At 32.3% G+C, this 24,601-nt stretch carries 20 protein-coding genes; 4 read left to right on the forward strand and 16 right to left on the reverse strand.

Annotated elements, in window-relative coordinates; translation table 11 throughout:
• Positions 1-81 precede the first annotated feature (81 nt).
• On the forward strand, positions 82-1,482 hold the full coding sequence (locus AC4CVH_RS12640; protein WP_490788100.1) for a hypothetical protein: 1,401 nt from the start codon (positions 82-84) through the stop codon (positions 1,480-1,482).
• 13 nt (positions 1,483-1,495) lie between these two features.
• On the opposite strand, the gene AC4CVH_RS12645 is transcribed toward AC4CVH_RS12640, so the two are convergent.
• The gene (locus AC4CVH_RS12645) at positions 1,496-3,064 is read right to left on the reverse strand and encodes a peptide ABC transporter substrate-binding protein (RefSeq protein WP_490788101.1); all 1,569 of its coding nucleotides are present in this window, start codon (positions 3,062-3,064) and stop codon (positions 1,496-1,498) included.
• Positions 3,065-3,199: 135 nt separating this feature from the next.
• On the opposite strand from AC4CVH_RS12645, the gene AC4CVH_RS12650 reads away from it, so the two are divergent.
• Complete coding sequence (locus AC4CVH_RS12650; protein ID WP_490788102.1) at positions 3,200-3,430, forward strand: hypothetical protein; 231 nt, start codon at positions 3,200-3,202, stop codon at positions 3,428-3,430.
• Between the two features lie 79 nt (positions 3,431-3,509).
• On the opposite strand, the gene AC4CVH_RS12655 is transcribed toward AC4CVH_RS12650, so the two are convergent.
• The 10 genes from AC4CVH_RS12655 to AC4CVH_RS12700 form a co-directional block, all read right to left on the reverse strand.
• A complete protein-coding gene (locus AC4CVH_RS12655) occupies positions 3,510-3,779 on the reverse strand; it encodes a hypothetical protein (RefSeq protein ID WP_490788103.1) in 270 nt (89 codons plus the stop codon).
• 93 nt (positions 3,780-3,872) lie between these two features.
• Complete coding sequence (gene ligA, locus AC4CVH_RS12660) at positions 3,873-5,873, reverse strand: NAD-dependent DNA ligase LigA (protein WP_490788104.1); 2,001 nt, start codon at positions 5,871-5,873, stop codon at positions 3,873-3,875.
• Positions 5,874-5,889: 16 nt separating this feature from the next.
• The gene (gene pcrA, locus AC4CVH_RS12665) at positions 5,890-8,142 is read right to left on the reverse strand and encodes a DNA helicase PcrA (protein WP_490788105.1); all 2,253 of its coding nucleotides are present in this window, start codon (positions 8,140-8,142) and stop codon (positions 5,890-5,892) included.
• A 119-nt stretch (positions 8,143-8,261) separates the two neighbouring features.
• Positions 8,262-8,561, reverse strand: coding sequence for a YerC/YecD family TrpR-related protein (locus AC4CVH_RS12670; protein WP_490788106.1), 300 nt, complete (start codon positions 8,559-8,561; stop codon positions 8,262-8,264).
• Positions 8,562-8,852: 291 nt separating this feature from the next.
• Positions 8,853-9,581, reverse strand: a complete 729-nt coding sequence (locus AC4CVH_RS12675; RefSeq protein WP_490788107.1) for a pseudouridine synthase — start codon at positions 9,579-9,581, stop codon at positions 8,853-8,855.
• Between the two features lie 67 nt (positions 9,582-9,648).
• The gene (locus AC4CVH_RS12680) at positions 9,649-10,341 is read right to left on the reverse strand and encodes a lytic transglycosylase domain-containing protein (RefSeq protein ID WP_490788108.1); all 693 of its coding nucleotides are present in this window, start codon (positions 10,339-10,341) and stop codon (positions 9,649-9,651) included.
• 71 nt (positions 10,342-10,412) lie between these two features.
• Positions 10,413-12,416: a triple tyrosine motif-containing protein gene (locus AC4CVH_RS12685; protein WP_490788109.1), complete on the reverse strand. Its 2,004-nt coding sequence runs from the start codon at positions 12,414-12,416 to the stop codon at positions 10,413-10,415.
• A gap of 57 nt (positions 12,417-12,473) precedes the next feature.
• Positions 12,474-12,920, reverse strand: coding sequence for a YaiI/YqxD family protein (locus AC4CVH_RS12690; RefSeq protein WP_490788110.1), 447 nt, complete (start codon positions 12,918-12,920; stop codon positions 12,474-12,476).
• Positions 12,921-12,922: 2 nt separating this feature from the next.
• Positions 12,923-13,153: a hypothetical protein gene (locus AC4CVH_RS12695; protein WP_490788111.1), complete on the reverse strand. Its 231-nt coding sequence runs from the start codon at positions 13,151-13,153 to the stop codon at positions 12,923-12,925.
• A 74-nt stretch (positions 13,154-13,227) separates the two neighbouring features.
• Positions 13,228-14,583 carry a glucose-6-phosphate isomerase gene (locus AC4CVH_RS12700; RefSeq protein WP_490788112.1) on the reverse strand — a complete coding sequence of 452 codons (1,356 nt, stop codon included), beginning with the start codon at positions 14,581-14,583 and terminating at the stop codon, positions 13,228-13,230.
• 163 nt (positions 14,584-14,746) lie between these two features.
• Between AC4CVH_RS12700 and AC4CVH_RS12705 the strand changes: the two genes are divergently transcribed.
• Both AC4CVH_RS12705 and AC4CVH_RS12710 read left to right on the forward strand, forming a co-directional pair.
• Complete coding sequence (locus AC4CVH_RS12705; protein ID WP_490788113.1) at positions 14,747-15,841, forward strand: glycerol dehydrogenase; 1,095 nt, start codon at positions 14,747-14,749, stop codon at positions 15,839-15,841.
• A 75-nt stretch (positions 15,842-15,916) separates the two neighbouring features.
• Positions 15,917-17,377 carry an MFS transporter gene (locus AC4CVH_RS12710; protein ID WP_490788114.1) on the forward strand — a complete coding sequence of 487 codons (1,461 nt, stop codon included), beginning with the start codon at positions 15,917-15,919 and terminating at the stop codon, positions 17,375-17,377.
• A gap of 27 nt (positions 17,378-17,404) precedes the next feature.
• On the opposite strand, the gene AC4CVH_RS12715 is transcribed toward AC4CVH_RS12710, so the two are convergent.
• The 5 genes from AC4CVH_RS12715 to AC4CVH_RS12735 all read right to left on the reverse strand — a co-directional run bounded on the left by AC4CVH_RS12715 (position 17,405) and on the right by AC4CVH_RS12735 (position 23,979).
• Positions 17,405-18,706 (reverse strand): acyl-CoA thioester hydrolase/BAAT C-terminal domain-containing protein, encoded by a 1,302-nt coding sequence (locus AC4CVH_RS12715; protein ID WP_490788115.1) that lies wholly within the window; start codon positions 18,704-18,706, stop codon positions 17,405-17,407.
• A gap of 16 nt (positions 18,707-18,722) precedes the next feature.
• Entirely contained in the window at positions 18,723-19,187 is a 465-nt protein-coding gene (locus AC4CVH_RS12720; protein WP_490788116.1) for a MarR family winged helix-turn-helix transcriptional regulator, read from the reverse strand.
• A gap of 445 nt (positions 19,188-19,632) precedes the next feature.
• Positions 19,633-21,108 (reverse strand): restriction endonuclease subunit S, encoded by a 1,476-nt coding sequence (locus tag AC4CVH_RS12725; RefSeq protein WP_490788117.1) that lies wholly within the window; start codon positions 21,106-21,108, stop codon positions 19,633-19,635.
• Positions 21,102-23,120 (reverse strand): type I restriction-modification system subunit M, encoded by a 2,019-nt coding sequence (locus AC4CVH_RS12730; RefSeq protein ID WP_490788118.1) that lies wholly within the window; start codon positions 23,118-23,120, stop codon positions 21,102-21,104. The genes AC4CVH_RS12725 and AC4CVH_RS12730 overlap by 7 nt, the downstream gene beginning before the upstream one ends.
• A 142-nt stretch (positions 23,121-23,262) precedes the next feature.
• Complete coding sequence (locus AC4CVH_RS12735) at positions 23,263-23,979, reverse strand: DNA adenine methylase (RefSeq protein ID WP_490788119.1); 717 nt, start codon at positions 23,977-23,979, stop codon at positions 23,263-23,265.
• Positions 23,980-24,601 lie beyond the last annotated feature (622 nt).

Genomic DNA, 24,601 nt, shown 5'->3' on the forward strand with positions numbered 1-24,601 from the left:
CTCCTGTTAATAACTAGTCACTATTTTTAAACAAATCCCATATTATTAATATGAGGATTAATTTATGGTAGGTGTAATATTTTGAAATATATAGGCCCGTTCTTAAAAATCAATAAAATAAATCCCGATAATATAAAATCTCAGCTTTTTTATTTATCAAAAGAATCACTTAAGCAAATAGTGCTTTATTCAAAATGCGGGATTTGTTTGCAGTTTAAAGATTCCAAGACCAAAAATATACCTAATTTTGATATTACCACATTTAAAGACCTTTCTCCACTCTTATGCATATACAGGAAAGCAAATCCAAACTTGATAAATATAAACGACAAACTATGCTGGAATGAAGAAAAGTTCAAAAAGGAGATAAACATAGACAGCAATGCACTAATGACCCTTTGTTTAATGGAACTTGGAAATTACTACACTTCATTTAAGGATATAGATAAAAACAAGTACGCATTATCAGATCTATATAACTATTTATCTAAAAAACAGCTTGAATTTTACGCATTCCATTTTAGAACAAATCAAGGTGTATTTGTAGACAAGAAGTATGAAAGAAGTTCCTATCCCGATGAACTAAAATTTACAGAAAGGGATCGAAAATTCAATTTTTCAACTCAGGCTCTTCTCATGGCAGCTTACTACAAATGCAGTATCCTGCTTAAAGACAAATATGAAATAGACCAGTTTAAAAATTTTTCTACCGATATACTGAATATGCTCATTGAACTGAAAGATGATATCTATACTCAATCATTTTCAGAGCTTACAAGACTCTGTTTCTCACTTAATATATTTTATGATTATTCTCAAAATACTGATTGCAAAAAACTTATGCTCGATATTTCCGAGCTCATATTTGAAAAATACTATGGCGATGAATATCCCCTCACGCTCAGTAAAAAAAACAGTCTCGAAAATGATTGTATGAATTATATAAATTACATGCTCATATATAAATCTACAAATTTTATAAAAGCAAAGGAAAATGCAGATTTTATCTATAAAAAAATTATAGATTTGTATGATACTGAAAAAGGTATATTCATAAAAAACACTTCTGAAAAGAACATAGAATTTTCCTCACTTGAGGTAATGCTATACCTGACATGCTGTCTTATTGATTCAGATATGAATCTTCAAAAAAACGGCAGTAGTACAATAGCTCTTGATATATTCAACAATCAAGTTGTAGATTCAGGTCTGATTCTAAGCTGGCCGGAAGCCCCAGGTTTAAGCAACTCAGAAAGATATAAAAATTTTTCAATGAAATCTGAAGATCTCATCGAGGAAAAAAATTTTAGAACACTTTCCATATCATCTCCAGAAAACTGTGAACTTGCACCAGTATTTGCAAAACACGTAAGCTATAGCCGTAAAAAAGAAAATTTCAAATCTCCTAAAACATCCTTTGATGCATACAGAAATATGTTTATATTTTTTCTATCCCTTCATGTGCTGAAGATGGATTTATAATCAAGTGTAGGGTTTACCTGGATAGATAAGCCCTATCAAATTTTATATTTCCAAGTTTGTTCATGTATACACCTTTGACATAATTTTTGGTGCAAATTATAGTATTATCAAAATACAATGGAATTACAACGCTGCTGTCAAGAAGCATATCCTGTGCTTCATAGAGCTCCTTAAGCCTTTTAGCATCATCATTTTCAAAAGTTGCCTGTAATATTTTTGCATCGAATTCCCTGCTGTTGTAGCCTCCGAAATTCAATTTAGAATCCGTCTCAAAATTTTGGAGAAGTTCAATAGGATAATAGTAATTTCCTCTAAAATCAACTTCAGCCATGTCATAATCATTTCCTTTTATTTTTTTTGCAAACTCATCTTTCGTATATCCATAGGCCTTTGCATCTATATTTAACGTATTTTTTATATTATCCGCTATTGAGTCACATATTCTTTTATTCTCTACAGTATTTACATATATTATTTTGAAATTCACATTATCATATTCATAATCAGCCTTTTTCAAGGATTCCTCTGCCATTTGATTGTCTGGGACAAGTTCCTTGTATGTTATCTGTCTGCTATACGGTATATATACAGAAGCTGGATCAACCCTGTTTCCAAGTAAATTTTGTGATATATTCTTTCTGTCGACTGACAGTGCTACTGCTTTTCTAAAATATGCACTGCTGATTGCCCTCTGCTTCTTCATATTGAATATTAATGCTTGCTCACCATAAGTTGGTACAACCACTGCATTTTTAATATTTTTCAATTCACTTATCGGTGGATTGGTAAACACACTTACATTGTTGTTCTCAAATGCAGCAAGCGCACTTTCACCGCTGTCCAGCGCGGTCATTGTTATTTTTGTATTTTTAACTTTTTTGCTATTCCAATAATTTTTGTTTTTCTTTATTTGTATGTCTCCATTCTCGAATATTTTATCTATTACAAAGCTTCCAGAGTAAGGTATCTCTTTATATTTCTTCTTCCATGTTGATAAATTATTATCTATTTTTCTCAATGAATAAATAGGTTGTGCCATTATATTCAAAAAATACTCACAGGGATAATTAAGCCTTATTTGAAGCGTCCTCTTGTTCAGAGCCTTTATTGCAACGTCTTCAAAACCTTTGGTTCCCTTCCTGTAATCTTCAACTCCAAATATACATTTAAGTTGATCTTCATAGATATTCCTTGTATTCGCACTAAGTATTTTCGAGAAAAATTCTTGAAAATCATCTGATGTTATGCTTTTTCCATTACTCCATCTTGCATCTTTTCTTATGGTAAATGTATACTGTGTCTTATCTTTGTTTACACTCCATTTTTCTGCAATATCAGGTATTATATTTCCATTTTCATCAATTGAAACAAGTCCTGAAAAAATATTTGAAAGCAAATCTTTCTGACGTACATTATAAGAATCAGTCATAATCAAATTACGAGGAAATTTATCAATATTATACACTATGGAATTTTCGTAATTGCTGCCTTCGGTTTGTTTTACCTTCTTTTCTACAGAAACACTTCCCAAAGATACAACAATAACACATGTAAAAATTATCATACAAATAAATTTTTTCATAAACTTCTCCTCGGCAATAATAAATTCTCCTCTTTTAATTATTGACACATATATTAAAATTAAACATAAGTCCCACAGTTGTCATATTATGCTATAATGTAAGTAAGTATTTTTATGTTACGGAGGAAAAATAAAATGCTATTTACAGTAGAAATCATAGGAATTATTGCCATGTGCACTCTAACTTTCATACTTATATGGGGTTTTATAATTGCAAAACAAACTCTCTCGCAGATTAGATATAAAAATTATCTTTTAGAACAGATAAAAGAACATCTTCACAGCATATCTGAAAAATGCAATACCTTATCCCCATCGGAAAATACATGCAATAATTTTGAAGATAAAAATAAAAAGACCATCTGATCTCTTATTTTTAGATTCCATTAATACTTATAAATTTTCAAATCAAAAAAGAGACATAATAAAATGTCTCAAAAGTAAATCAATAAACTCTCATATAAATAAAGAACATAGTAACACAGGCTATTAACACGCATGTAAGCGGATACAAAAAATTCTTAAAATCTTTCTTTCTTACAAACATGTTTACAGACCATATTGCCATGGTCAAAGCCATGCACAACTGCAATGTATAATAGCCATTAAAATAACTTATATACAAAAACTGATATGTAGTTAAAAGTGTTAATACAAGCGCAGCAATAGTAAAAATTACACCTATCCATCCTAAAAAATTCAGTGCATTTTTCATTTTTATCCTCCGATAATCAAATTACAAAGGTTAAGTTTAATCATAATAAATTTATGATAACCCTTTTTATACTGTTTGTAAATACAAAATCAATCATACCATATTTTCAAATTGATCTTCACTTAATATGGTAATTCCAAGTTTCAATGCCTTATCATATTTTGAGCCTGCAGATTCTCCTGCAATAACACAATCCGTTTTTCCACTTACACTTTCCGATACATTTGCACCAAGTTCACGAAGTTTTTGTTTTATCGAAGATCTTGTATACTTCTTAAGTTTTCCTGTTACAACTACTGTTTTTCCTGAAAACTCACTTTCTATAACCCTGCTCTCATTAAAGTAAGGTTTTACTCCAAGTCTTATAAGTTCTTCTATACTATTTATTATATTATCCTGTTTGAAAAATTCTACTATAGAATTTGAAACCGTATCTCCTATATCCTGTATATTTACAAGTTCATCGTAACTTGCATTTCTTACAGCATCAAGGCTTTTAAATTTCGATGCAAGGTCTACTGCCGTCTTTTTCCCTACATTTGGAATTCCAAGTGCATAGATAAATGAAGCAAGATCACACTTTTTACTCTTCTCTATGGAATCCAGGAGATTTTGAGATTTTTTTTCTCCAAATTTATCAAGTTCCATAAGTTTATCCCTGCTTATTCTGAAAAGATCCGGTATTGACTTTATATTCATTTTTTCAAAAAGCTGCATTGCCGTCTTCTCACTAAATCCCTCTATATTCATAGCTTCCCTGCTTCCAAAATGGACTATGCTTTTTACAAGCTGGGGCTTGCATGACATTGTATTTTCACAAAAATAATGCACTCCATCCTGTACAAGTTCACTTCCGCAATACGGGCAAAATTCAGGGACTTCAATTTCAATCCCATCAGAGGAGCTTTCCTCGACAACTCCTGTAATTTCAGGTATGACATCATTGGATCTTCTTACAAATACTCTGCACCCTTTTTTAATTCCCTTTCGTCTTATATCGTCTATATTATTTAAAGTAGCTCTTTTTATGGTTGCACCTGCAAGTTCCACCGGCTCAAGAATTGCAGTAGGTGTAACTCTTCCGCTTCTTCCAACATTCCATTCAACATCCGAAAGTTCCGTTGTAGTTTCTTCAGCTTCAAACTTATATGCAATTGACCATCTCGGAAATTTTACTGTATATCCAAGCATTTCCCTTGTCTTCATATCATCTATAACAATTACAACTCCATCTATATCATATTGAAGATCATTTCTTATATTATTTATATTTGAAAGCTCTTCCTCAATCTCCAAAATAGTACTACACTCTTTAATATATGAATCTTGTGGAAATCCCATTCTTTTTATAAAGTCCATCATTTCGCCATAGGTAGCAAAAGGATTTCCTTCGTTATACCCTACATCATAAAAAAATGCAGATAATTTCCTTCTTGCGGTTTCACGTACATTTAAATTTCTAAGTGCACCTGCAGCACCATTTCTTAAATTTTTAAGGGATACATCCGAATTTTTATTGTAATCTTCAAAAGCCCTCTTTGTCATTATGGCCTCTCCATGAACCTCTATTACACTATTGTTTTTTATCTTGAGTGGTATGGAAGTTATAGTCTTTACCTGTTCTGTAACATCTTCTCCTATTTCCCCTGTACCTCTTGTAGCCGCTTTCACAAGTGCTCCATTTTCATCATAAGTGCAGTTTATTGTAAGTCCGTCGAACTTTTTGGTCAGTATATATTTTAGCTTTGGAAGCTTATCCTCATGAGTCAAATTATATTCATTTACAAATTTTTGATTTCTCTCATGCCACTCACGTATCGCCTGTACGCTCTGAGCCTTGTCCATACTCCATAATCTGTTTTTGTGAACATATTTATCAAATTTTTGAAGTACTACATCTCCAACCCTCTGAGTTGGAGAATCCGGCAGTACAATTCCTGTTTCCTTCTCAAGTTCTACAAGTTTATCATATTTTTTATCATATTCACCATCAGATATGGTAGGATTGTCAAGAACATAATACTCATATGAATATCTATTCAACTCCTTTATGATACTTTCTATCTTTTTTACGTTGTCATCATTTTTATTCAAAGTTACCACCTCAATATCATACAGCTTCAAGTTGTGCTACTCCGTACATAAGATTCTTTATACCCCTTTTGTCAAAAGCTACAGTCAATTTCATATCCGATCCAGCTTTAGTTACGCTTACTATTGTTCCTATTCCAAATTTATTGTGCCTTACTTTTATTCCCGCCTTTACATCCTCTGCCTTTAACGCATTTGGACTGACTTTATATGCAGGGTTTTCCTGTTTGAATTCCAAAGCTGAAACTACCTTTACTGTATCTCTCCCCTTGGAATTTCCAGAAGCCCACGAATAATTTTTCTTTGCAGGACTGCCCGTATTAAACTTTTTATCCTTTATATTATCATACTCTTTTAAATTTGAAGATATTTCATCTATAAAATCAGATTCACCATAAGCCGCCATTCTTCCGAAAACCCTTCTACTTTGTGCAGATGTCATGTATAGTCTCTCCTTGGCTCTTGTTATGCCGACATAACATAATCTTCGCGATTCTTCCATCTCACACGGATTATCCATGGACTGATTTCCCGGAAATATTCCGTTTTCCATTCCCACCATAAATACAACAGGAAATTCAAGACCTTTTGCACTGTGTACAGTCATTATTACAACCGTATCCGCATTCTCATCAAAATTATCTATATCAGACACAAGTGTAACTTTCTCAAGAAATGCAGACAAGGACTTGTCTTCCGAAGAAGTTTCAAATTCCACGGCAGCCGATACAAGCTCCTTGAGGTTTTCAATCCTGCTTATTGAATCAGGGTCTTTAGACGATTTAAGTTTATCAAGATATCCTGTTGTATCAATTATTTCTTTTATAAGATTTGATACGGATACCTCATCCCTGCTTTTTATAAAACTGTTTATAAGACTTACAAACTTCTTTACAGAAGACATGCTCCTCTTTGAAAGCGTGATAACTTCTTCTATGTCAAGTAAAACACTATACATACACTCATCCATTGAACTTGCAAATTGCATTACTTTTTCAACCGTACTATTTCCTATATTTCTTTTTGGCTCGTTTATTATTCTTCTAAGACTAACATCGTCAAGAGGATTGTTTATGAATTTTAAATACGATATTATGTCCTTTATTTCCTTCCTGTCATAAAACTTAAGTCCTCCAATTATCCTGTATGGTATATTGTATTTCATAAATACATCTTCAAATATCCTTGACTGGGCATTTGTTCTATAGAGCACTGCAAAATCGCTGTAATTTTTACTTTGACTTTTTTGAATTTCTTTTATCTGATTAGCAACATAAACTCCCTCGTCCATATCAGAATATGCTCTGTATATCTTTATTTTTTCTCCGTCGTCATTACTTGTCCTTAAAGTCTTTTTCTTTCTGTCAGAGTTGTTGCTTATTACACTGTTTGCCGCTTTTAAAATATTTCCTTTGGATCTATAATTCTGTTCGAGTTTTATTACTCTCGCATCAGGGTAATCTTTCTCAAAGTCAAGTATGTTTCTTACATCCGCACCACGCCACTCATAAATACACTGGTCATCATCACCTACAACACATATGTTTTTATGCTGTCCTGCAAGAAGATTCACAAACTGGTACTGCGATTTGTTAGTATCCTGATACTCATCCACCATTATATACTTGAACTTTCTTTGATAGAACTCAAGCACATCTTCATGTTCTCTAAAAAGCTGTACTGTTTTATATATAAGATCGTCAAAATCAAGTGCATTGTTGCTCTTAAGTTTCTTCTGATACAGAATATAGGCATCCGCAATTTTATCAAGCCTTGGATTTTGACTGTTTTCATTCATTTGCTTATATTTGGTAGATGACACAAGATTGTCCTTCTGATTACTTATCTTGCTTATTATTTCCCGTGAGCTTATATATTTCTCGTCTATACCAAGCTCATCCATACACTGTTTTACAAGAACTTTCTGGTCGTAACTGTCATATATGGCAAAATTCTTGTTATACCCGAGCTTATCTATTTCACGTCTAAGTATCCTTACACAACTGGAATGAAAAGTTGATATCCACATACGGTCAACTTCACTTCCAATTAATTTTCTAAGTCTTTCTTTCATTTCACCAGCTGCTTTGTTCGTAAATGTTATGGCAAGAATTTTAGAAGGGTATATATTTAAATCAGTCACCATATGAAATATCCTGTATGTAAGTACTCTTGTTTTTCCAGAACCGGCTCCTGCAAGTATCAGAAGCGGCCCTTCTATAATATTTACTGCATTATACTGTTCCTTATTCAAAAGATCCTTTAAATCCATAAAATTTCCTCTCCCTGTTTTATCCTATCTTTATGTTTTATATTATAACATCTTAGGCATAATTTAATCAGGTAAAACAGAAAAATGTGCTTTTAAAGGCACATTCAATAAATAATGTTTTATTTGCTTTTCAGTCGTTCAAGGACTATTTTGTAACCATCGCTTCCATAATTTAAACATCTGTTGACTCTACTTATAGTTGCAGTACTTGCACCCGTTTTTGAAGCTATGTCAACATATGTTTTTTTATTTTCGAGCATTTTCGCAACCTGAAGCCTCTGTTCAAGAGATTTTATTTCATTTATGGTACATATGTCATCAAAAAATCTATAACACTCTTCCTTGGTTTTAAGAGAAAGTACAGCTTCACACAAATAATCCATTTGATCACTTTGAAGTCTGGACTCATACTCTTTCATAGGCTCAACTCCTTATATTCTTTTAAGTTACATTAATTTAATTCTATCATGTATTAACACATTAATCCATAAAATCATAAATAATTTAACTTATGCATATTCGATAATATTTGAATTAATTAAAGCAAAATAAAAACAGCCCATTGGGGCATAGGCTGTTTGCTCATAAATAAAAAGGGGGCTATTTATCCTTTATATTTACCTTTGCAATATCATTATAGTAAACCATGATAAAATTATCAAGTTATTTGTAAAAATATATTTGTTAATTTTATATTACATATGATAATATTACTGCATATTAACCATATTCATAACATTTTTCAACTCAATTTCGGACAATTCTCTATAATCTCCCTCTCTCATGCTGTCATCAAGTTCTATAGGTCCGAATTTTATTCTCTTAAGATACACTACATTTTTTTTAATGCTTTCAAACATTCTTTTTACCTGATGAAATTTGCCTTCGTGGACAGTTACCTCGGCCATTGCTCCATCTTTATCTGATTTCAATATATCAAGCTTTGCAGGCAAACATTTATATCCGTCATCAAGAACTACTCCATCATGAAACAGCTTTACATCATCATCATTCAATCTTTTGTCGATCTCTGCATAATACACTTTATCCATGTTCCACTTTGGTGATATCATTCTATGGTTCATCTCTCCGTCATTTGTTATAATAAGAAGCCCCACAGTATCTTTATCAAGTCTTCCAACCGGGAATGGATCGAATACCGCATATTTTGGATCAAGGATGTCTATTACAGTTTCATCATAATTGTCATGTGTAGCTGAAACAACTCCCGCAGGCTTATTCATAACAATGTATATGTGTTTCCTGTAATCCACAAGATTATCATCAAACTCTATTTTATCCCTGTCTGTATCAATCTTGGCAGAGCTATTATCCGCAATGTTCCCATTTATTTTTATACGTCCGTCCTTGATTATACTTTTTACTTCCTTTCTACTTCCATAACCCAAATTCGCAAGAACTTTATCAAGCCTTTCCATATTATTCAACATCCTCTTCTAGTTTTATAATATATTATAACATATAAACAAATAAAACAGCCTGTCATCAGACTGTTTTATTATTATTATAGTATCCTATTACTTTTTTGACATAATCTCTTGTTTCATAAGGCAGCCTTGAAATTTGGGATGAGTTCGTAACTCCTCTCGAACTAAGCGTCCCCGAACCTGCATTGTAAGCAGCCAGAGCCATCTCCTTCGAGCTTCCATACATATTAAGCATTTCCTTAAGATACTTTGTTCCCCCATCTACATTCTGCTGAACATCATAGGAATTAGTAACGCCAAGTTCAGCTGCAGTAGATGGCATAAGCTGCATAAGTCCCTGTGCTCCGGCTCCAGACGTTGAATTCGGATTAAAATCCGACTCCTGCTTGATAACTGCCATTATTAAATTCTTGTCAACACCATATTTTCTCGAAGCATTTTCAACTGCTTCATCTATAGTTGCATTTCCACTTTTTACATCCTCTTTTACTCCTGAATAAATTTTATTAAGTCTTTCTCCCCCGCCATATCCAAGATTTTTAAGATCATTATCACCAATATCAAGTTTTGACAAGTCTATATTCCCACTAGAATCCGTAATTGAATTAGTCAAACACTGCATCATAAACTCAAAAGAATTTGAATCTTCAACTGAACTCTTCAATATTTGAGTCATCATCTGAAATTCCAACATTTTTTTTGCATAATCGTAATCTGTACTTTTAGTATCCTGTATATTTTTTATACTCATTTTTTCACCTGCCTAAAATCGATAACACTTATTAATCCTTAATAATTTTATCGTAAATACACTACCAAACTTTATATCACCTTAAATGTAAATATATCATAATCTTCATAAACATCCCTGCTGAACTCATCTTTGCAAAGTACCATTATTTTATATTCTTCTGAATTGAAAGGTATAAAAGTATAATTGTCTTTCCTGCTGTAGCTCTGTACAAGCATCCAATTTCCTTTTTCCATAAGATAAAATTCATAGAGTGAGTTTCTTCCTCCTTCATTATGAACATAAAAAGTCACAGGTTCATTTACAATATATCTGTTTTTTTGACACACAAGTTTTGTTTCAGTAATAGGTACGGTTTCCCTTATTTGCATGTTCAGCCGTTTCTTACAATCAAAAACAGCACTGCTTTTTATATTTTTAGCCATGACCTCCAGGGTATATTTTCCACTGCATTTTGGGATGAGCATATAACTTTTTTCTTCTATAAAATCAGTTTCCTCTACAATATGCCCATTTATTGCAAGAACATATTTCAGTAAAACATTCGTAGTATCCTGCGTTACTATTGATATCAATATCTTGTCTCCAACCATATAATACTCTCTTATAGGATAAAGTATATAATCTATATTTGCTGGTATATAATCATACACATCTATACTTTTTATAATGTGGCTGTCATATTTCCGTTCTGAATAACTGTCTCTCACACACGCTTCTATTTCATAGTTTCCACTGTCCCTTGGTATGAATTGAATCCAGTTTTTATATCCATAATCTATTTTTTCTATTACATTGCCTGATTTCTTTATAATAAAGCCATACCTTAAATCATTTCCTCCTGAAGCATATACAACCGCCTTGACAGATTGATTTTTTAAAATTTTGTCTGTTACATCAAATACCATGCTTTCTATATTAACGGGCTCACTGCTCTTTTCATCTATAACAAACCCCATATTTTCACAACTTTCATAGTCTTTGCTGCAGGATTTATCTTTCACAAATAAAATCAACCTATACTTTCCCGGAAACCTGCTTCTCCAAACATAACTAGAGGATCTTATATATCCCGAATCCTGATTTTCAGGGCCTTCAGCAACATATCTGTATAAAAGTTCCTTTCCTCCAATAACATCCGTTGTTATAGTTACATCTGTGTTTGTAAGCTGAGGTGAACTTAAATCCGTGGTAAAACTCTTTATAAATATAGGACTGTATTTTTTTATTTCAAAATTAAGTACCGCTCTGTCATCAAATTTATTTTTCGAATACATATCTTTCACAAAGCACAATAATTTGTACTTCCCCTCATTCTCCTCAACATAGCTTACAGTCCTCATCGTAGAGTAGTTTTGAATGCATATAGCTTCACCACTTGAATTTATCTTGAAAAATTTATAAAGCACTGTCCTATCTTCTTCATATTCCGACAATACTTGAAAGCTTATTTCCGACCCCGATATAAGCTCCTTGTTTAAGCATTTGAAATCAATAATCTCAGGCTTTTTTATCCTATGCACACAAAATGCTGCTTTTTTAAAGTCGTCAAAATCATTTTTAGAACATACATCCTTGCACTCTACAAGTATCTCCCCATCGCTTTCCGACCTGACAGTATATGTAAATGTATTTTCAGAAGAATAATCTTTTACAAGCCTCCACTGTCCGTCAACTTTTATCCAATATCTGAACATAAGAGGATACTTTTGTGCATCCACAATAACTTTTATTTTGTCCCCAAGAGTATAACGTTCTTTATCCAAAATAATGCCTTTTATTAATTTTTCCCTGATATCGCCTATTATATAATTCATTCTTGATATATAGTCAAAGCTTTTACTGCTGCCGTCTTTCTTGGCCTGAATCATGACTATATACTTTCCATCACCATCCGGAATCCACACAACGCTTCTCTCTGTTGTGAAATTTTTAAGAACCTTCCATATCCCACCGCATCCTATAATATATTTATAAAGCATATCCTCTTTAAAATCATTTTCTACATCTATAATAACCTTTTTTTTATCTCTATCAGGATTTTCAAGACTGCAATTTATAGTCAGTTCATTCATTAAATCATCCCCCAAACGAGTACATAATATTAATTTTAATTATACTATAATTCCATATTATGTAATAGTCTTTTTCTCATTTATAATTTTAATGAGCTGATTTTCAAGTCTTTTGTCATCCTCCGCAGTCCGTTTTTTTGGATTGTATGTTTTTCCTCCCGCCCTTCTTATTTTTGAAGATATGTGTCTTTCAAACAAAAGTTTGTCAATGTTCCCATCATCATAAACATATCCTTTCGGACTTATAACATATGCCCGTTTTGAAAGTGCCATTGCTGCAACACCATAATCCTGGCTTATAACTATATCATTTTCACATACATCATTTACAAGAGCCATATCTGCACTTTGAAATCCCTTGTCAACGTATTTTATTGTACTGTAGCTACTCGTTATAATATGACTTATATCACAGTACATATAAACAGCAATACTATTTTTTGAAGCTGTACCCTCTATTATTTTTTTCCCGGGACACGCATCAGCATCCACCAATATTTTCATTTTTATTTGTTACCTCTTTCTTTCTTCTTGTGTTCTCTCAGCTTCTCCTTATTGTTTCTTAAAAAATTTATCTTTAAAAGTACAGTTATTCCTGATAGAACTGCACCTCCCAAAATAGATTCCAGAATAATTTTACATATCCCAAATAAATCGGAACTTTTTATATTCAAAGCATTTACCAGACAAAGAACAACAATATAAAATACAAAATACTTTAAAAATACTTTCTTCATAAATTGTACCTCCCCATGATTAAAAAATCCCACTTCAAAGAGAAAAACTATGAAATGGGAAAACTTCCTACTGCTTATTTTAATCTATCTTCCAGTTCAGCCTTTTTATCTTCATATCCAGGCTTTCCAAGAAGTGCAAACATATTCTTTTTGTAAGCTTCAACTCCCGGTTGATCAAATGGATTTATTCCATTCAAATATCCACTTAAGGCACAAGCTTTTTCAAAGAAGTATACTACGTTTCCAAAATAATATGGAGTCAACTCCGGTATATTCAAAACCACAGACGGAACTCCTCCGTCATTATGAGCCAAAACCGTGCCCCTAAACGCCTGGTGATTTACAAAATCCATGGATTTTCCAGAAAGGAAATTAAGTCCATCAAGATTTTTTTCATCCTCTTTTACAATAATCTCTTTTCTCGGATTCTCCACATTTATAAAAGTTTCGAACAATATTCTCATTCCCTGCTGTATATATTGTCCCATTGAATGAAGATCCGTTGAGAAATCACCTGCTGCAGGAAAAAGTCCTTTGTTGTCCTTTCCTTCACTTTCGCCATAAAGCTGCTTCCACCATTCTCCAAAATAATGTAGACATGGCTCAAAATTAACAAGCATCTCTATAGTTTTTCCTTTTCTGAAAAGTACATTTCTAACCGCTGCATATCTATAGGCATAATTATTTTGAATATCATCCACATCGTATTCATCTCTGGCATCAGCTGCACCCTGCATTATCTCATCTATATCTATTCCCGCCACTGCTATAGGAAGAAGTCCAACTGGTGTCAGTACAGAATATCTTCCCCCAACATCATCTGGAATTACAAATGTTTGATACCCCTCTGCATCAGCAAGTGACTTTAGTGCGCCTCTGCTTTTGTCGGTTGTCGCATATATTCTGCCTCTTGCTCCATCTTTTCCATATTTCTCTTCGAGAAGCTTCTTGAATATTCTAAATGCTATGGCAGGCTCTGTTGTAGTTCCAGATTTTGAAATAACATTTATAGATATATCCTTTTTGGATATAAGTTCTAAAAGATCTGCCATATATGTAGAACTTATATTATTTCCTACATAAAAAACAGCTGGTGATTTTCTTTCCTTTTCAGAAACATTATTATAAAAAGTATTTGTTAGCATTTCTATAGCAGCTCGTGATCCAAGATAGGAGCCACCAATTCCTATAACTATAAATACATCTGAATCAGATCTTATTTTTTTTGCACACTCTTTTATTTTCTCAAATTCTTTTTTATTATAATTTACAGGCAAATCAGTCCATCCCAGAAAATCGTTACCGACTCCAGTTTTGTCATGCAGCATCTTATGTGCCACTGAAACAAACGACGCCAAATTTTGAATTTCTTGTTCATCGACATATTCTTTTATATTTCCCAAATCTAACGTAATACGCTTTTTATCCATATTTACACCTCTCTGTAATAAAAATAGCCTTAATCAAATTTTAGACTATTTTAACATATAAATCAATTGCTACCTTTTGAAAAAAATGATACTATTTATTTTATAATAATGTATTATACTTAAAATTACGTTAAATAATATTCTTAGAAAGGGTGTTTTATTTATGGCAGTATTAAAATTATTAAGAGCTCCACTCAAATACATTCAGGGTAGAGACGCATTGTTACATTTCTATAAGGAAACAAAAGATCTTGGTTCTTCCTATCTGTTTATATGCAGTAAAAGTGGATATAAATATTGTCACGAAAAAATCGAAAAAAGTTTTGGTGATTTTGACTCAAAACTTCATTTTGAAATTTTCAGCGGCATAAGTTCAAAAAGTGAAATTGAAAAAATGAGAAAAATAGTCAGAGATGAAAAAATAGACGTAGTTGTAGGTGTTGGCGGAGGATCCGCAATTGACACTGCAAAAGCAACTGCACACTATGAGAAATGCCCTGTAGTAGTTATTCCAACAGTTACCGCTACAGACGCACCTTGCACTGGTCTTTCAGTAATATACAATGATGATGGAACCTTTGACAATTACCTCTTCTATCCCAAAAATCCAGAGGCTGTCATAGTAGACAGTAAAATAATTGCAAATGCTCCTGTAAAATTTCTTGTTGCCGGAATGGGAGATGCACTTGGAACTTACTTTGAAGCGAGAGCCTGCACAAGAACCGATTCACCGAGTCTTGAAAACGGCGGCATAGCATTATCCGCAATGGCACTTTGCAGCCTCTGCTACAAAACACTCATAAAATGCGGATATCAAGCAAAACTTTCCTGCGAAAAACACTTGATAACACCTGCTTTAGAGGCAATTATCGAGGCTAATGTATACCTAAGTGGTGTAGGTGCAGACAATGGCGGTCTTGCAGTTTCACATTCAGTATACAATGGATTTACTGCACTTAAAGAATGCGAAAATACAATGCATGGATCACTTGTAGCCTTCGGAACAATCACTCAACTCATACTTGAAAATGCACCAAAAGATGAGTTGAAAACAGTTATGGATTTCTGTTACAGTGTAGGACTTCCTATTACACTAAAAGAATTAGGTGTAACTGATGAGTCAAGAGTTCACATAGCAGCTGAAAAAGCTTGTGTTCCTGGAGAAACTATACATAACCTGGTTGGTGATGTAACTTCCGACCAACTGTATGATGCTATTCTCACAGCTGATCTGCTTGGTCAGGAATACTTTAAGTAATCTAAAAAATCCTCTGTCAAGCTTAAAGCAGAGGATTTTTTACTATAAAACAATATTAGTTAGAAGGTGAAAATTTTGAATACAGTAAAAAACAACACATACAGTAAAAGATGGCTTATCCTGTTCACCGTTGTATCAGCTACATTTATGTCAACCTTAGATGGAAGTATAATAAATGTAGCTCTGCCTGACATGTCTATTAAATTAAATGCACCAATGGCAAGTATAGAGTGGGTTGTTACAGGATTTCTAATTACCATTCTTGCTACCATTTTGATATTTGGAAGACTTGGAGACATAAAGGGAAAAACCAAAATGTTCAGATTTGGGGTAATACTGTTTTCTGTGGGATCTCTTTTGTGCGGTTTAACCAATTCCCTTACTTTTTTAATAGCGGCAAGATCACTGCAGGCAATTGGCGCAGCAGCTACAATGGCCACGAATCAAGGTATAATAACCCAAGTATTTCCTGCAAATGAGAGGGGAAGTGCTCTTGGAATAGTAGGCACCTTTGTAGCTCTCGGAGGAATGGCAGGCCCACCGCTTGGAGGATTTATTATATCCATCGCAAGCTGGAAATATATTTTTCTCATAAATGTCCCTATCGGAATAATAGTCTTCCTGATTTCTCTTAAAATATTTCCCCAAAGCACTAAAGTTGCAGATGAAAAATTTGATATAAAGGGATCTATACTTTTTATAGTGTTTGCAGTACTTATGTTTGGAGCTCTAGTACATGGACAAACTATTGGTTACAAAAATCCAGCTATGATATCTGCATTTATAATATCAATAATAGCTTTTATTTTATTTATATACTCTGAAAAAAAAGAAAAGTATCCTCTTCTTCAGCTTGATATTTTTAGTAACAGTCTTTTTTCTATAAGTATAATCTGCGGGTTTGTATCTTTCGTTTCAATAAGTGCATCAAATATAATACTTCCGTTTTACTTTGAAGATGCAATGAGCCTTTCTCCCTCCGTCACAGGTTTGTATATGATGGTATCACCTATAGTACTTTCCGTAGTAGCTCCCTTAAGCGGTCATTTATCTGACAGGATAGGATCTGAAGTGCTGACTTTGATAGGGCTTGTACTTACAAGTGTAGGACTATTTTTAATATCCACACTTACTCAGAATTCTGCAATAATCATGATTGTAGTATTTATAATCATAATGACCCTTGGAAACGGAATGTTTCAGTCACCAAACAATTCTCTTATAATGTCGACAGTTTCTAAAGATAAATTAGGAATAGCAGGAAGCGTCAATGCCCTTGTTCGAAATCTCGGCTTTGTTTTAGGTACATCACTCTCAACACTGCTTCTATACAATAGAATGAGTCATAAAATAGGTTACCGTGTAATAGATTATGTGAAGGGCAGGAGCGACGTCTTCATGTATGGTATGAAATATGTGTACATCTGTGCCTGCGCACTATGTATCTTTGGTGCTATAATTACTGCTTTCAGATTGTTTTCAAGTAAAAAGGAAAGTGAGCAAATATTAGACAATATAAGTAACAAAAATGCTTGATACCTTAAACTTCAGGCATTTTGCCGCTTATTTACTCCACTTATCCAAAAAATCAATTGTTTGATTCCAACTATCAATACATGCTTCTTCCCATTCTTTGAGATATCCATTGCACTTTTTCAAGCTGGAGATCGATTGAAACGGCAAAGTAAGCATATGACCCGACTTTTCATAAGTATAATGCTTGCATAAATATTTAAACTTTTTCTCATGAAGCCTCTTTAAAGCTCTCCTGCAGTGAAGCAAAGATGGCCATACTGCATCAGATGCCGAAGAAATAAACAGAATCGGGCCATTTATCTTTTCCACATCAATGCTTGTTTTATGTGTTCCTGACTTTGATATCATCTGATTGTACATCCAATTAACAAGGTTTTTTTCACCAAGTATTTTTCTAATTATCATACGAATCATGACAAAGTATGATAATTTGATAAAAGGCAGTTCCACATTCCTATAACTCCAGGAGGATCTGCGCGAAGGCATTCCTTTTCTTAATCCTTCGTAGACATAACAGCTTGGCGTATTTGCAATCACGCAAGTAATTTCATTAAAAAACGATGCCGCTGTTAAAACAAGTTCTCCTCCTTTAGAACGTCCGTAAATTCCAATATGCTCCTCATCCACAGTGCCCTGATTCTTAAGCCATCCAATCGCAGCTTCAATGATTTCAAGCGGAATCATGTTCAAATGCGGAGAGGTACCATCCATTCCAAAATAGCATACTGCTAAGGCGGAATATCCCCTTTGAGCCAGGACTTGTGCAATAGCTTGTGCCTTTTCTATCCTTCCCTCACTTCCACTTACAACAATAACTGCCGGCCTTTTTCTTGTAATACTTCCAGTAAAATAACGTGCAGTCAAAGTTTTTTCTGCAATAGTTTCACTTCTTACCGTATCGTCACAGAACCGCCTCACATGAGTTTTAGATGCCAATACTCGTCCTTCAAACTCCACTGTAAAAAATATATGAAAGCTTCTATTTTCATCTACGTCGGATATTCTATTTGGTGCATTTTTCTTACGCAACTTCTTGATTTTCATTGAGTAAAAAAGCCCCATTGCATCACAAGTTTTATAACTTCCCTGAAGCGGCTCAGCATTTTTTAGTTCAATGCAGCCTCTATCATCTGCCAAAAAAACGCCGTAGGACTCCCACTCCGAATTCTGACCCTGCTCCGACATTCCTGCATTTATACAATAATAATCTTTACTTACGGCACGAATTGTGACTTTTTGATTTTTTTGCAGTCCACTCACGGTTATATCAACTGCATCATAAACAAAAGATTTCTCTGCAGGTATTTTTATAACACAATTTTTATCCATTTTATAGTCTCTCCTTTTAATCAAAAGTAACTTTTTCTTCGTAGCCAATCCAGCTACTGTCACTATAGGCCGCAAGCTTTTTCAGAAGTTTCCATAATGTATGTAGCTCATTTTCATCAAAGTCTTTAAAGATATTATTTAAGTATGTGTTGCCTCTCTCATAATAATCATGTAAAAATTTCTTGGAATCTTGTGTTACTTGAACGCTTACTGCACGGTGATCAGTATCGCTTTTTCCAATACTTACAAATTTTTTTCTTTCAAGTATTGTCACAAGTTTCTTCACATTTTGCTTCGAACACCCCATCATGCCTGCAATTTGATTATAATTAGCCCTGCCTTTCGGTAAATGCATGATAGTAAGCAGCGTCATCCACTGCTTTACCGTAATACGTTCATCTAATTTGTCACCTTCTGCCTGAGTCTTGTTAGATATGTAGAATATTATTGAAAATATCTGCTGCAAATAATATTGATTCATAAATCCTCCTTAAATATAGACAACTAGTTGTCTATATTATGAGCTATTAGTATATTCTTGTCAAGACAAAAGAAAAGACAACAAGAATTTTCCTGTCATCTCTTCCTTTTATAAACATAGTTTTTTCCATTTGTATCCAGCTGAAGGTGTTTATACATCTAAATTCCAGGTTATTCCCACTCTGTGCATGTATTTAAATATGGGTTGTTAAGTCTTGATATTGCATACTTTTATAATGTTAATTATATGTATTCTATTAGATTTTAAATATTTTATAATGGTGTTAGTACGTTTTTAGTACGTTATAAAATATAGCTTCAGTTTGATTTAGACTGGAGCTTTTATTACCCTTATATATAATTTAAGGTTTTTTAATGTTATATTATCAACACTGTGGATAAGTTTCTAATTATACTAATAAAATTAACCACTATAACAAATTAAACTATATTCCTATAATTTTCTCGTTCATCATGTTTATAGCTTCTTTTTCCAAAATATATGCTTCATACCTCTTTTTATTTGCTTCTAAAGCTAATTTATTAATTGTATCTTGTATATACTTATTCTTCAATATTGGAAAAGGAACACAAGATAGACTATTATTATCAATCATATTAACTACAGATCCATATATTTCTCTATCTATTAAAATCTTTCCCCATTCGCTATTTAAAAAAATATACATATATCCTGCTATATTATTACTAGTTGGCACAACTTTAAGAACATTTTGACTTACTGCAAATCCTTCAAAATGCTTAGGTACCATAGTTACTGTTCCTATAGTTCCCCTGTCAGTTACTAGCACCCAGTTTTCTTTTACCTTTAACTCTTTTTTATATCTGGCTTGATGATGTGGTTTTGATAAATACTTTTCAATATTGGGATTTAATTGAGTTATTTCTTTCCCTCCTAGAAATGGTATTCCATAATCCTTATCTACATATACTCTTTTAAAAACACCAGCTAATATTATCCTTTTAGATATTCTTTTGTCACCTATAGTTGTTAATTCTTCAGCTTCCCTACTAATATTTTTAATAATTTTATTTACTATTGGTATATGATATGAAGAATCAAACCTATGATTAGTTTGGCTTAGTTTAACATTAAATATATCAATTTTACGATCATTGTTCATTTCATTTTTTATGTATTCTACAGAAGGTAACTTCAATTCATCCTTCATTAATTGCTCAGCTTTGTCAATAAGTTTATTGGATTGATCCCTAAGTTTAAAAGAATTTATCACCTTATTGTGAATAACTGTTTTGATTTCATAGGGTGCATTAGGAATTATAATTTCCTTTAAGTGCTCTGGCTCTATATGTGTTATTACTGAACCATATCCATTAGTTTGAAGTATTGTGTTTCCAATATCAGTCTTTAAGAATGTATAAACATAACCTAAATCTTCTTCCTTTTTAAAGGTTATTCTTATTACATCATCAGAAAAAACTTTTCCATTAAGTGTATCTGTGACAATTGTTACATTTCCAATTGTTCCTGACCGAGTCAATAATAAAGTATCTTTTTTTACTCTTAAGTCATTAATTGAACATTTAGTTATTGGTGATAAATATTTTTCTGCTTTTGGATATATATCTACCATTTGAGATGGCATATAAAAAGGCTTTCCTTTATTTTTATTTACGTATATTCTCTTAAATCTATTAGGGTAAAAAGCTTTATCTATTAAACCATTTTCACCATCTAAACTCACAATAGGATAATGAGTCATTTTAATAGTATCTCTCTTATGTTTTACCTCTATATCAAAAACAGAAGCATCTAATCTTTTATCTCTATTTAAAACTTCACTAAGATTTAAACTGCACCAATTTAAATCATGTTTTTCTATATTAACATTATGTTCTTTAATTACTTCATCTAATTTTTTTGCAGTTGATTCTACCATGATATCCCCTCCATAGCCTTCCATTTTCTAAATATTGGAGGAACTAAAATAGTTTGATCATCTATTATTTTTTCCTTATGCTCTATAGTCGCTATTTTTTTACCAGAAGCATTTTCATCTAGTCTTATAGTTTTAGACTTTTCAGGTGCAAGTATTTCATTACCATTTTCATCTCTTTTAAACAGTGTATTACCTCTTTTATCATGTCCTATTTTTTCTACCATGGTCATAAATATATTATAGTCTACTATTTTTCCAGCTATTTGTTCTCTTACCATTTGTTTAGAGGATTTTTTTTGCAATATAAGTATCGAAGTTTGAGTCCCATTTCTAGGTTGAAATGTGTCTTCATGCAGATCAATGCTTGCTATTATTCTAGTATTATTAATTAACCATTCCCTTATATAACCCAATCCAGGTGAACCTAATATGGCATCTGGTAATACAATGCCTATTCTTCCATCGGGTTTTAAAAATTGTATACATCTTTCAATAAACAAAATTTCAGGAGGAACAGAAGACTGATACCTATCTGTCATAGTCCATTTTCCATCATTATTTTGCCATATTCTTGCTAATTCAAATTGTTTTAGTATTGCCAAATCCTTTATCGGTATTTTACTCCCAAAAGGTGGATTAGTAACTATAACATCAAAAAAATCAATACTTTTTTCATTTATAATCAAAGTCTTATCAATTTGCAGAGCGTCTGAAAGTCTCATTTTAAAATCTTCAGTCCACTCATGAGGTGGCAATAATGAGTTTGTTTGTAATATATTTCCACTACCGTCGTTATTCATAACCATATTCATTTTAGTAGCTTTAACAAGATCTGGATTAATATCAAATCCAAAATAATTATTCATAGCCATATCAGATATTTTATTTTGAAATGCTCTTTTTTCATAATCATCCCATTTATTTTTAGATTTTCCTATGTCTTTTTCAAAATCAATTGTTAATTTCCTTATTGCATGGGTCATTGCTGTAACTAAAAAACCTCCAGTTCCACAACTACTATCTAAAACTTTTTCATCTACATTTGGATCTATCATATCGACAACCATTTGCATAACATTTCGTGGAGTAAAAAATTCGCCTCTATCTCCTCGAAGATTTGCCCCAACAATTTCTTCATATGCTTTGCCTTTAACATCTATTCTTGTATTTAATAAACTATATTTCTGTAATTCACTTACTATGTAGGCTAGAGTTCTTGGATGAAGTTTTATTTCATCGTTTGGATCAAATATTTTTTTATTTTTTTTCTCTTTCTTAACCCTTTGAAATATTTTTGATATTCTATTTTTTACAGTTAACTGTCCATCGGAATTAGATCTTTCTTCAGAAGTTGCATAAAATTCTAAAGGTTTAGGTATATTTCTTTCATCTTCTATCTTACAAAAAATAACTTTTAATAATTCAAAAAAAGCCGGTTGTTTTTGCAATCCTTCATTCACATATATATGATTATGACATGTTTTAAACGTAAATAATAAATTATCATCTGATGCATTTTTTAAAGTATTTCTTTTAGGTCTATTAATATTATCTAAATTACCATCAGCAGAAGGAATATCATTATAATCCATAAACTGTATAGATCCATTTTCATTAATATATTTTTTATAAACTACTTTATCCTTACTATTAGTCCACATACCCCATTGACAATTTGAGCAAGCGGACATATATGATTTAAGTTGTTCTACCCCTTCTTTTGCATTGCCTATTTCAATAGTTTCTTTCTTACATTCGATAATTATTTTAATGTTTTCTTGAATAAAATCAATACATTTTTTATCAAAAATAGCTAAATCAACTCTTGGTTTCCTAGAACCCATCTTAATTGTGTGTTCTACTTTTACTTGTGATGAATTGTACTTATGTTCATTAATTAATCTTTTTTCAACTGTTTGTCTTACATATTCTTCCGGAGTATCATTTCTTATTTTACCATCTATATAATCACAAACTTTACCTTCTGGTATAACAATCACGTTTTGCTGCAATGTAAATTCCTCCCAGTTAACTTATTATCAACTTTAAACTTATACAATTCTACAATTAATCTTAATTTCCTTCAAATTGTGGATAACTTTTTTATTTTTATAAAAAACAAGCCTACCATAAAATTCTGGTAACCTTAAAACATTAATAATTCCTATTAATCAACTCGCTATACTTATGTTCTATATCCTTGTACTTTTTCATGAAATTGTGATTTCTCTGAACTCCATCTATATTAAAATCCTTGTACAATTCTCTTACGAATCCACAGTCATTATATGAAAGAATAAACTTTCCTTTCACATTTTTAAGAGTTTTACACAGCCTCACATGATCCTCTTTTGAAAATTGAGTCTGGTAGTATTTTTCAGTACCATAGTATGGTGGATCAAGATATATCAAGGAATCCACTTTATCATAGACCTTAAGTAAATCCTCGAAATCCTTATTTTCAATCACTACATTCGAAAGCCTTTCCTGAATATCAGTAAGATATTGAGTCATTACATTAACATTCCTCTTTACACATCCATAGGATCTGTGATCACTTCCATAGCTTGTCTTGATTAACATAAAAAATCTAGCTACTCTTTGAATATCTGTCATTCCCCTAGTGTTGTATTGACTTGTAAAATCATAAAACAACTCTCTTGAATTCAACATAAAAGAGAGTTCTCTCTGCAACTTTCCGCAATAAAATTTTACACATCTAAATAAATTGACGAGTTCTCCATTTATATCATTGTAAACTTCCATATTGGCCAATTTATCTTTTGAGAATAATACCCATGCTGCACCTCCAAATATGTATATTTTATTATATTGTAACAATTTAGTAACAGTTTGTCCATTTTTATACAAAAATAAAGCTCTGACATAATATCAGAACTTTATTTTTAATTAAGTGACTACTCTTGCCATTAACACAGTGGATTATTTTATATAAATCAACGGCTTGCTTACACTATATAATATACAATGGAATTATAAAATGTTACAAAAAATAAAGCCCTAGGATTAACTAGAACTTTATTTTTAGAAAATTATAATTTAGAAAGGTTATGTTTGTTGTAAATCTTTTGCTAAAATTTATTTAGGAATAATCATTTATACTTATATTGTTTACATTTTTGTGTAGATATATTCATACAATCCTAAAAAAGTAGAACCCCGGATAAACCCCAGAGTTCTACTTAGATTGGATAGCGCTATTAAAATTAGGTTGAAGGCAAATTAATGTATTATTTTTAATTATTATATATCTTTTTGAAAATGATTGCAATTGTTGTAAAAAAATAAAGCCCCGGTCTCCCGGGGCAATAATTATTTCTGTGCAACTGTAGTAGGAACTACAGTGCTTTGTTTTGTTTATCTATTTTTCAACTGTTGCTGAGGTTATAGCCGTGTCTACAGTACTCTGTATACTAGCAATCTTTTGTTTCAGTTGTGCGTTTTCCGCATTTACAGTAACCAGATCCTGCTG

The organism is Clostridium pabulibutyricum, assembly GCF_058242705.1.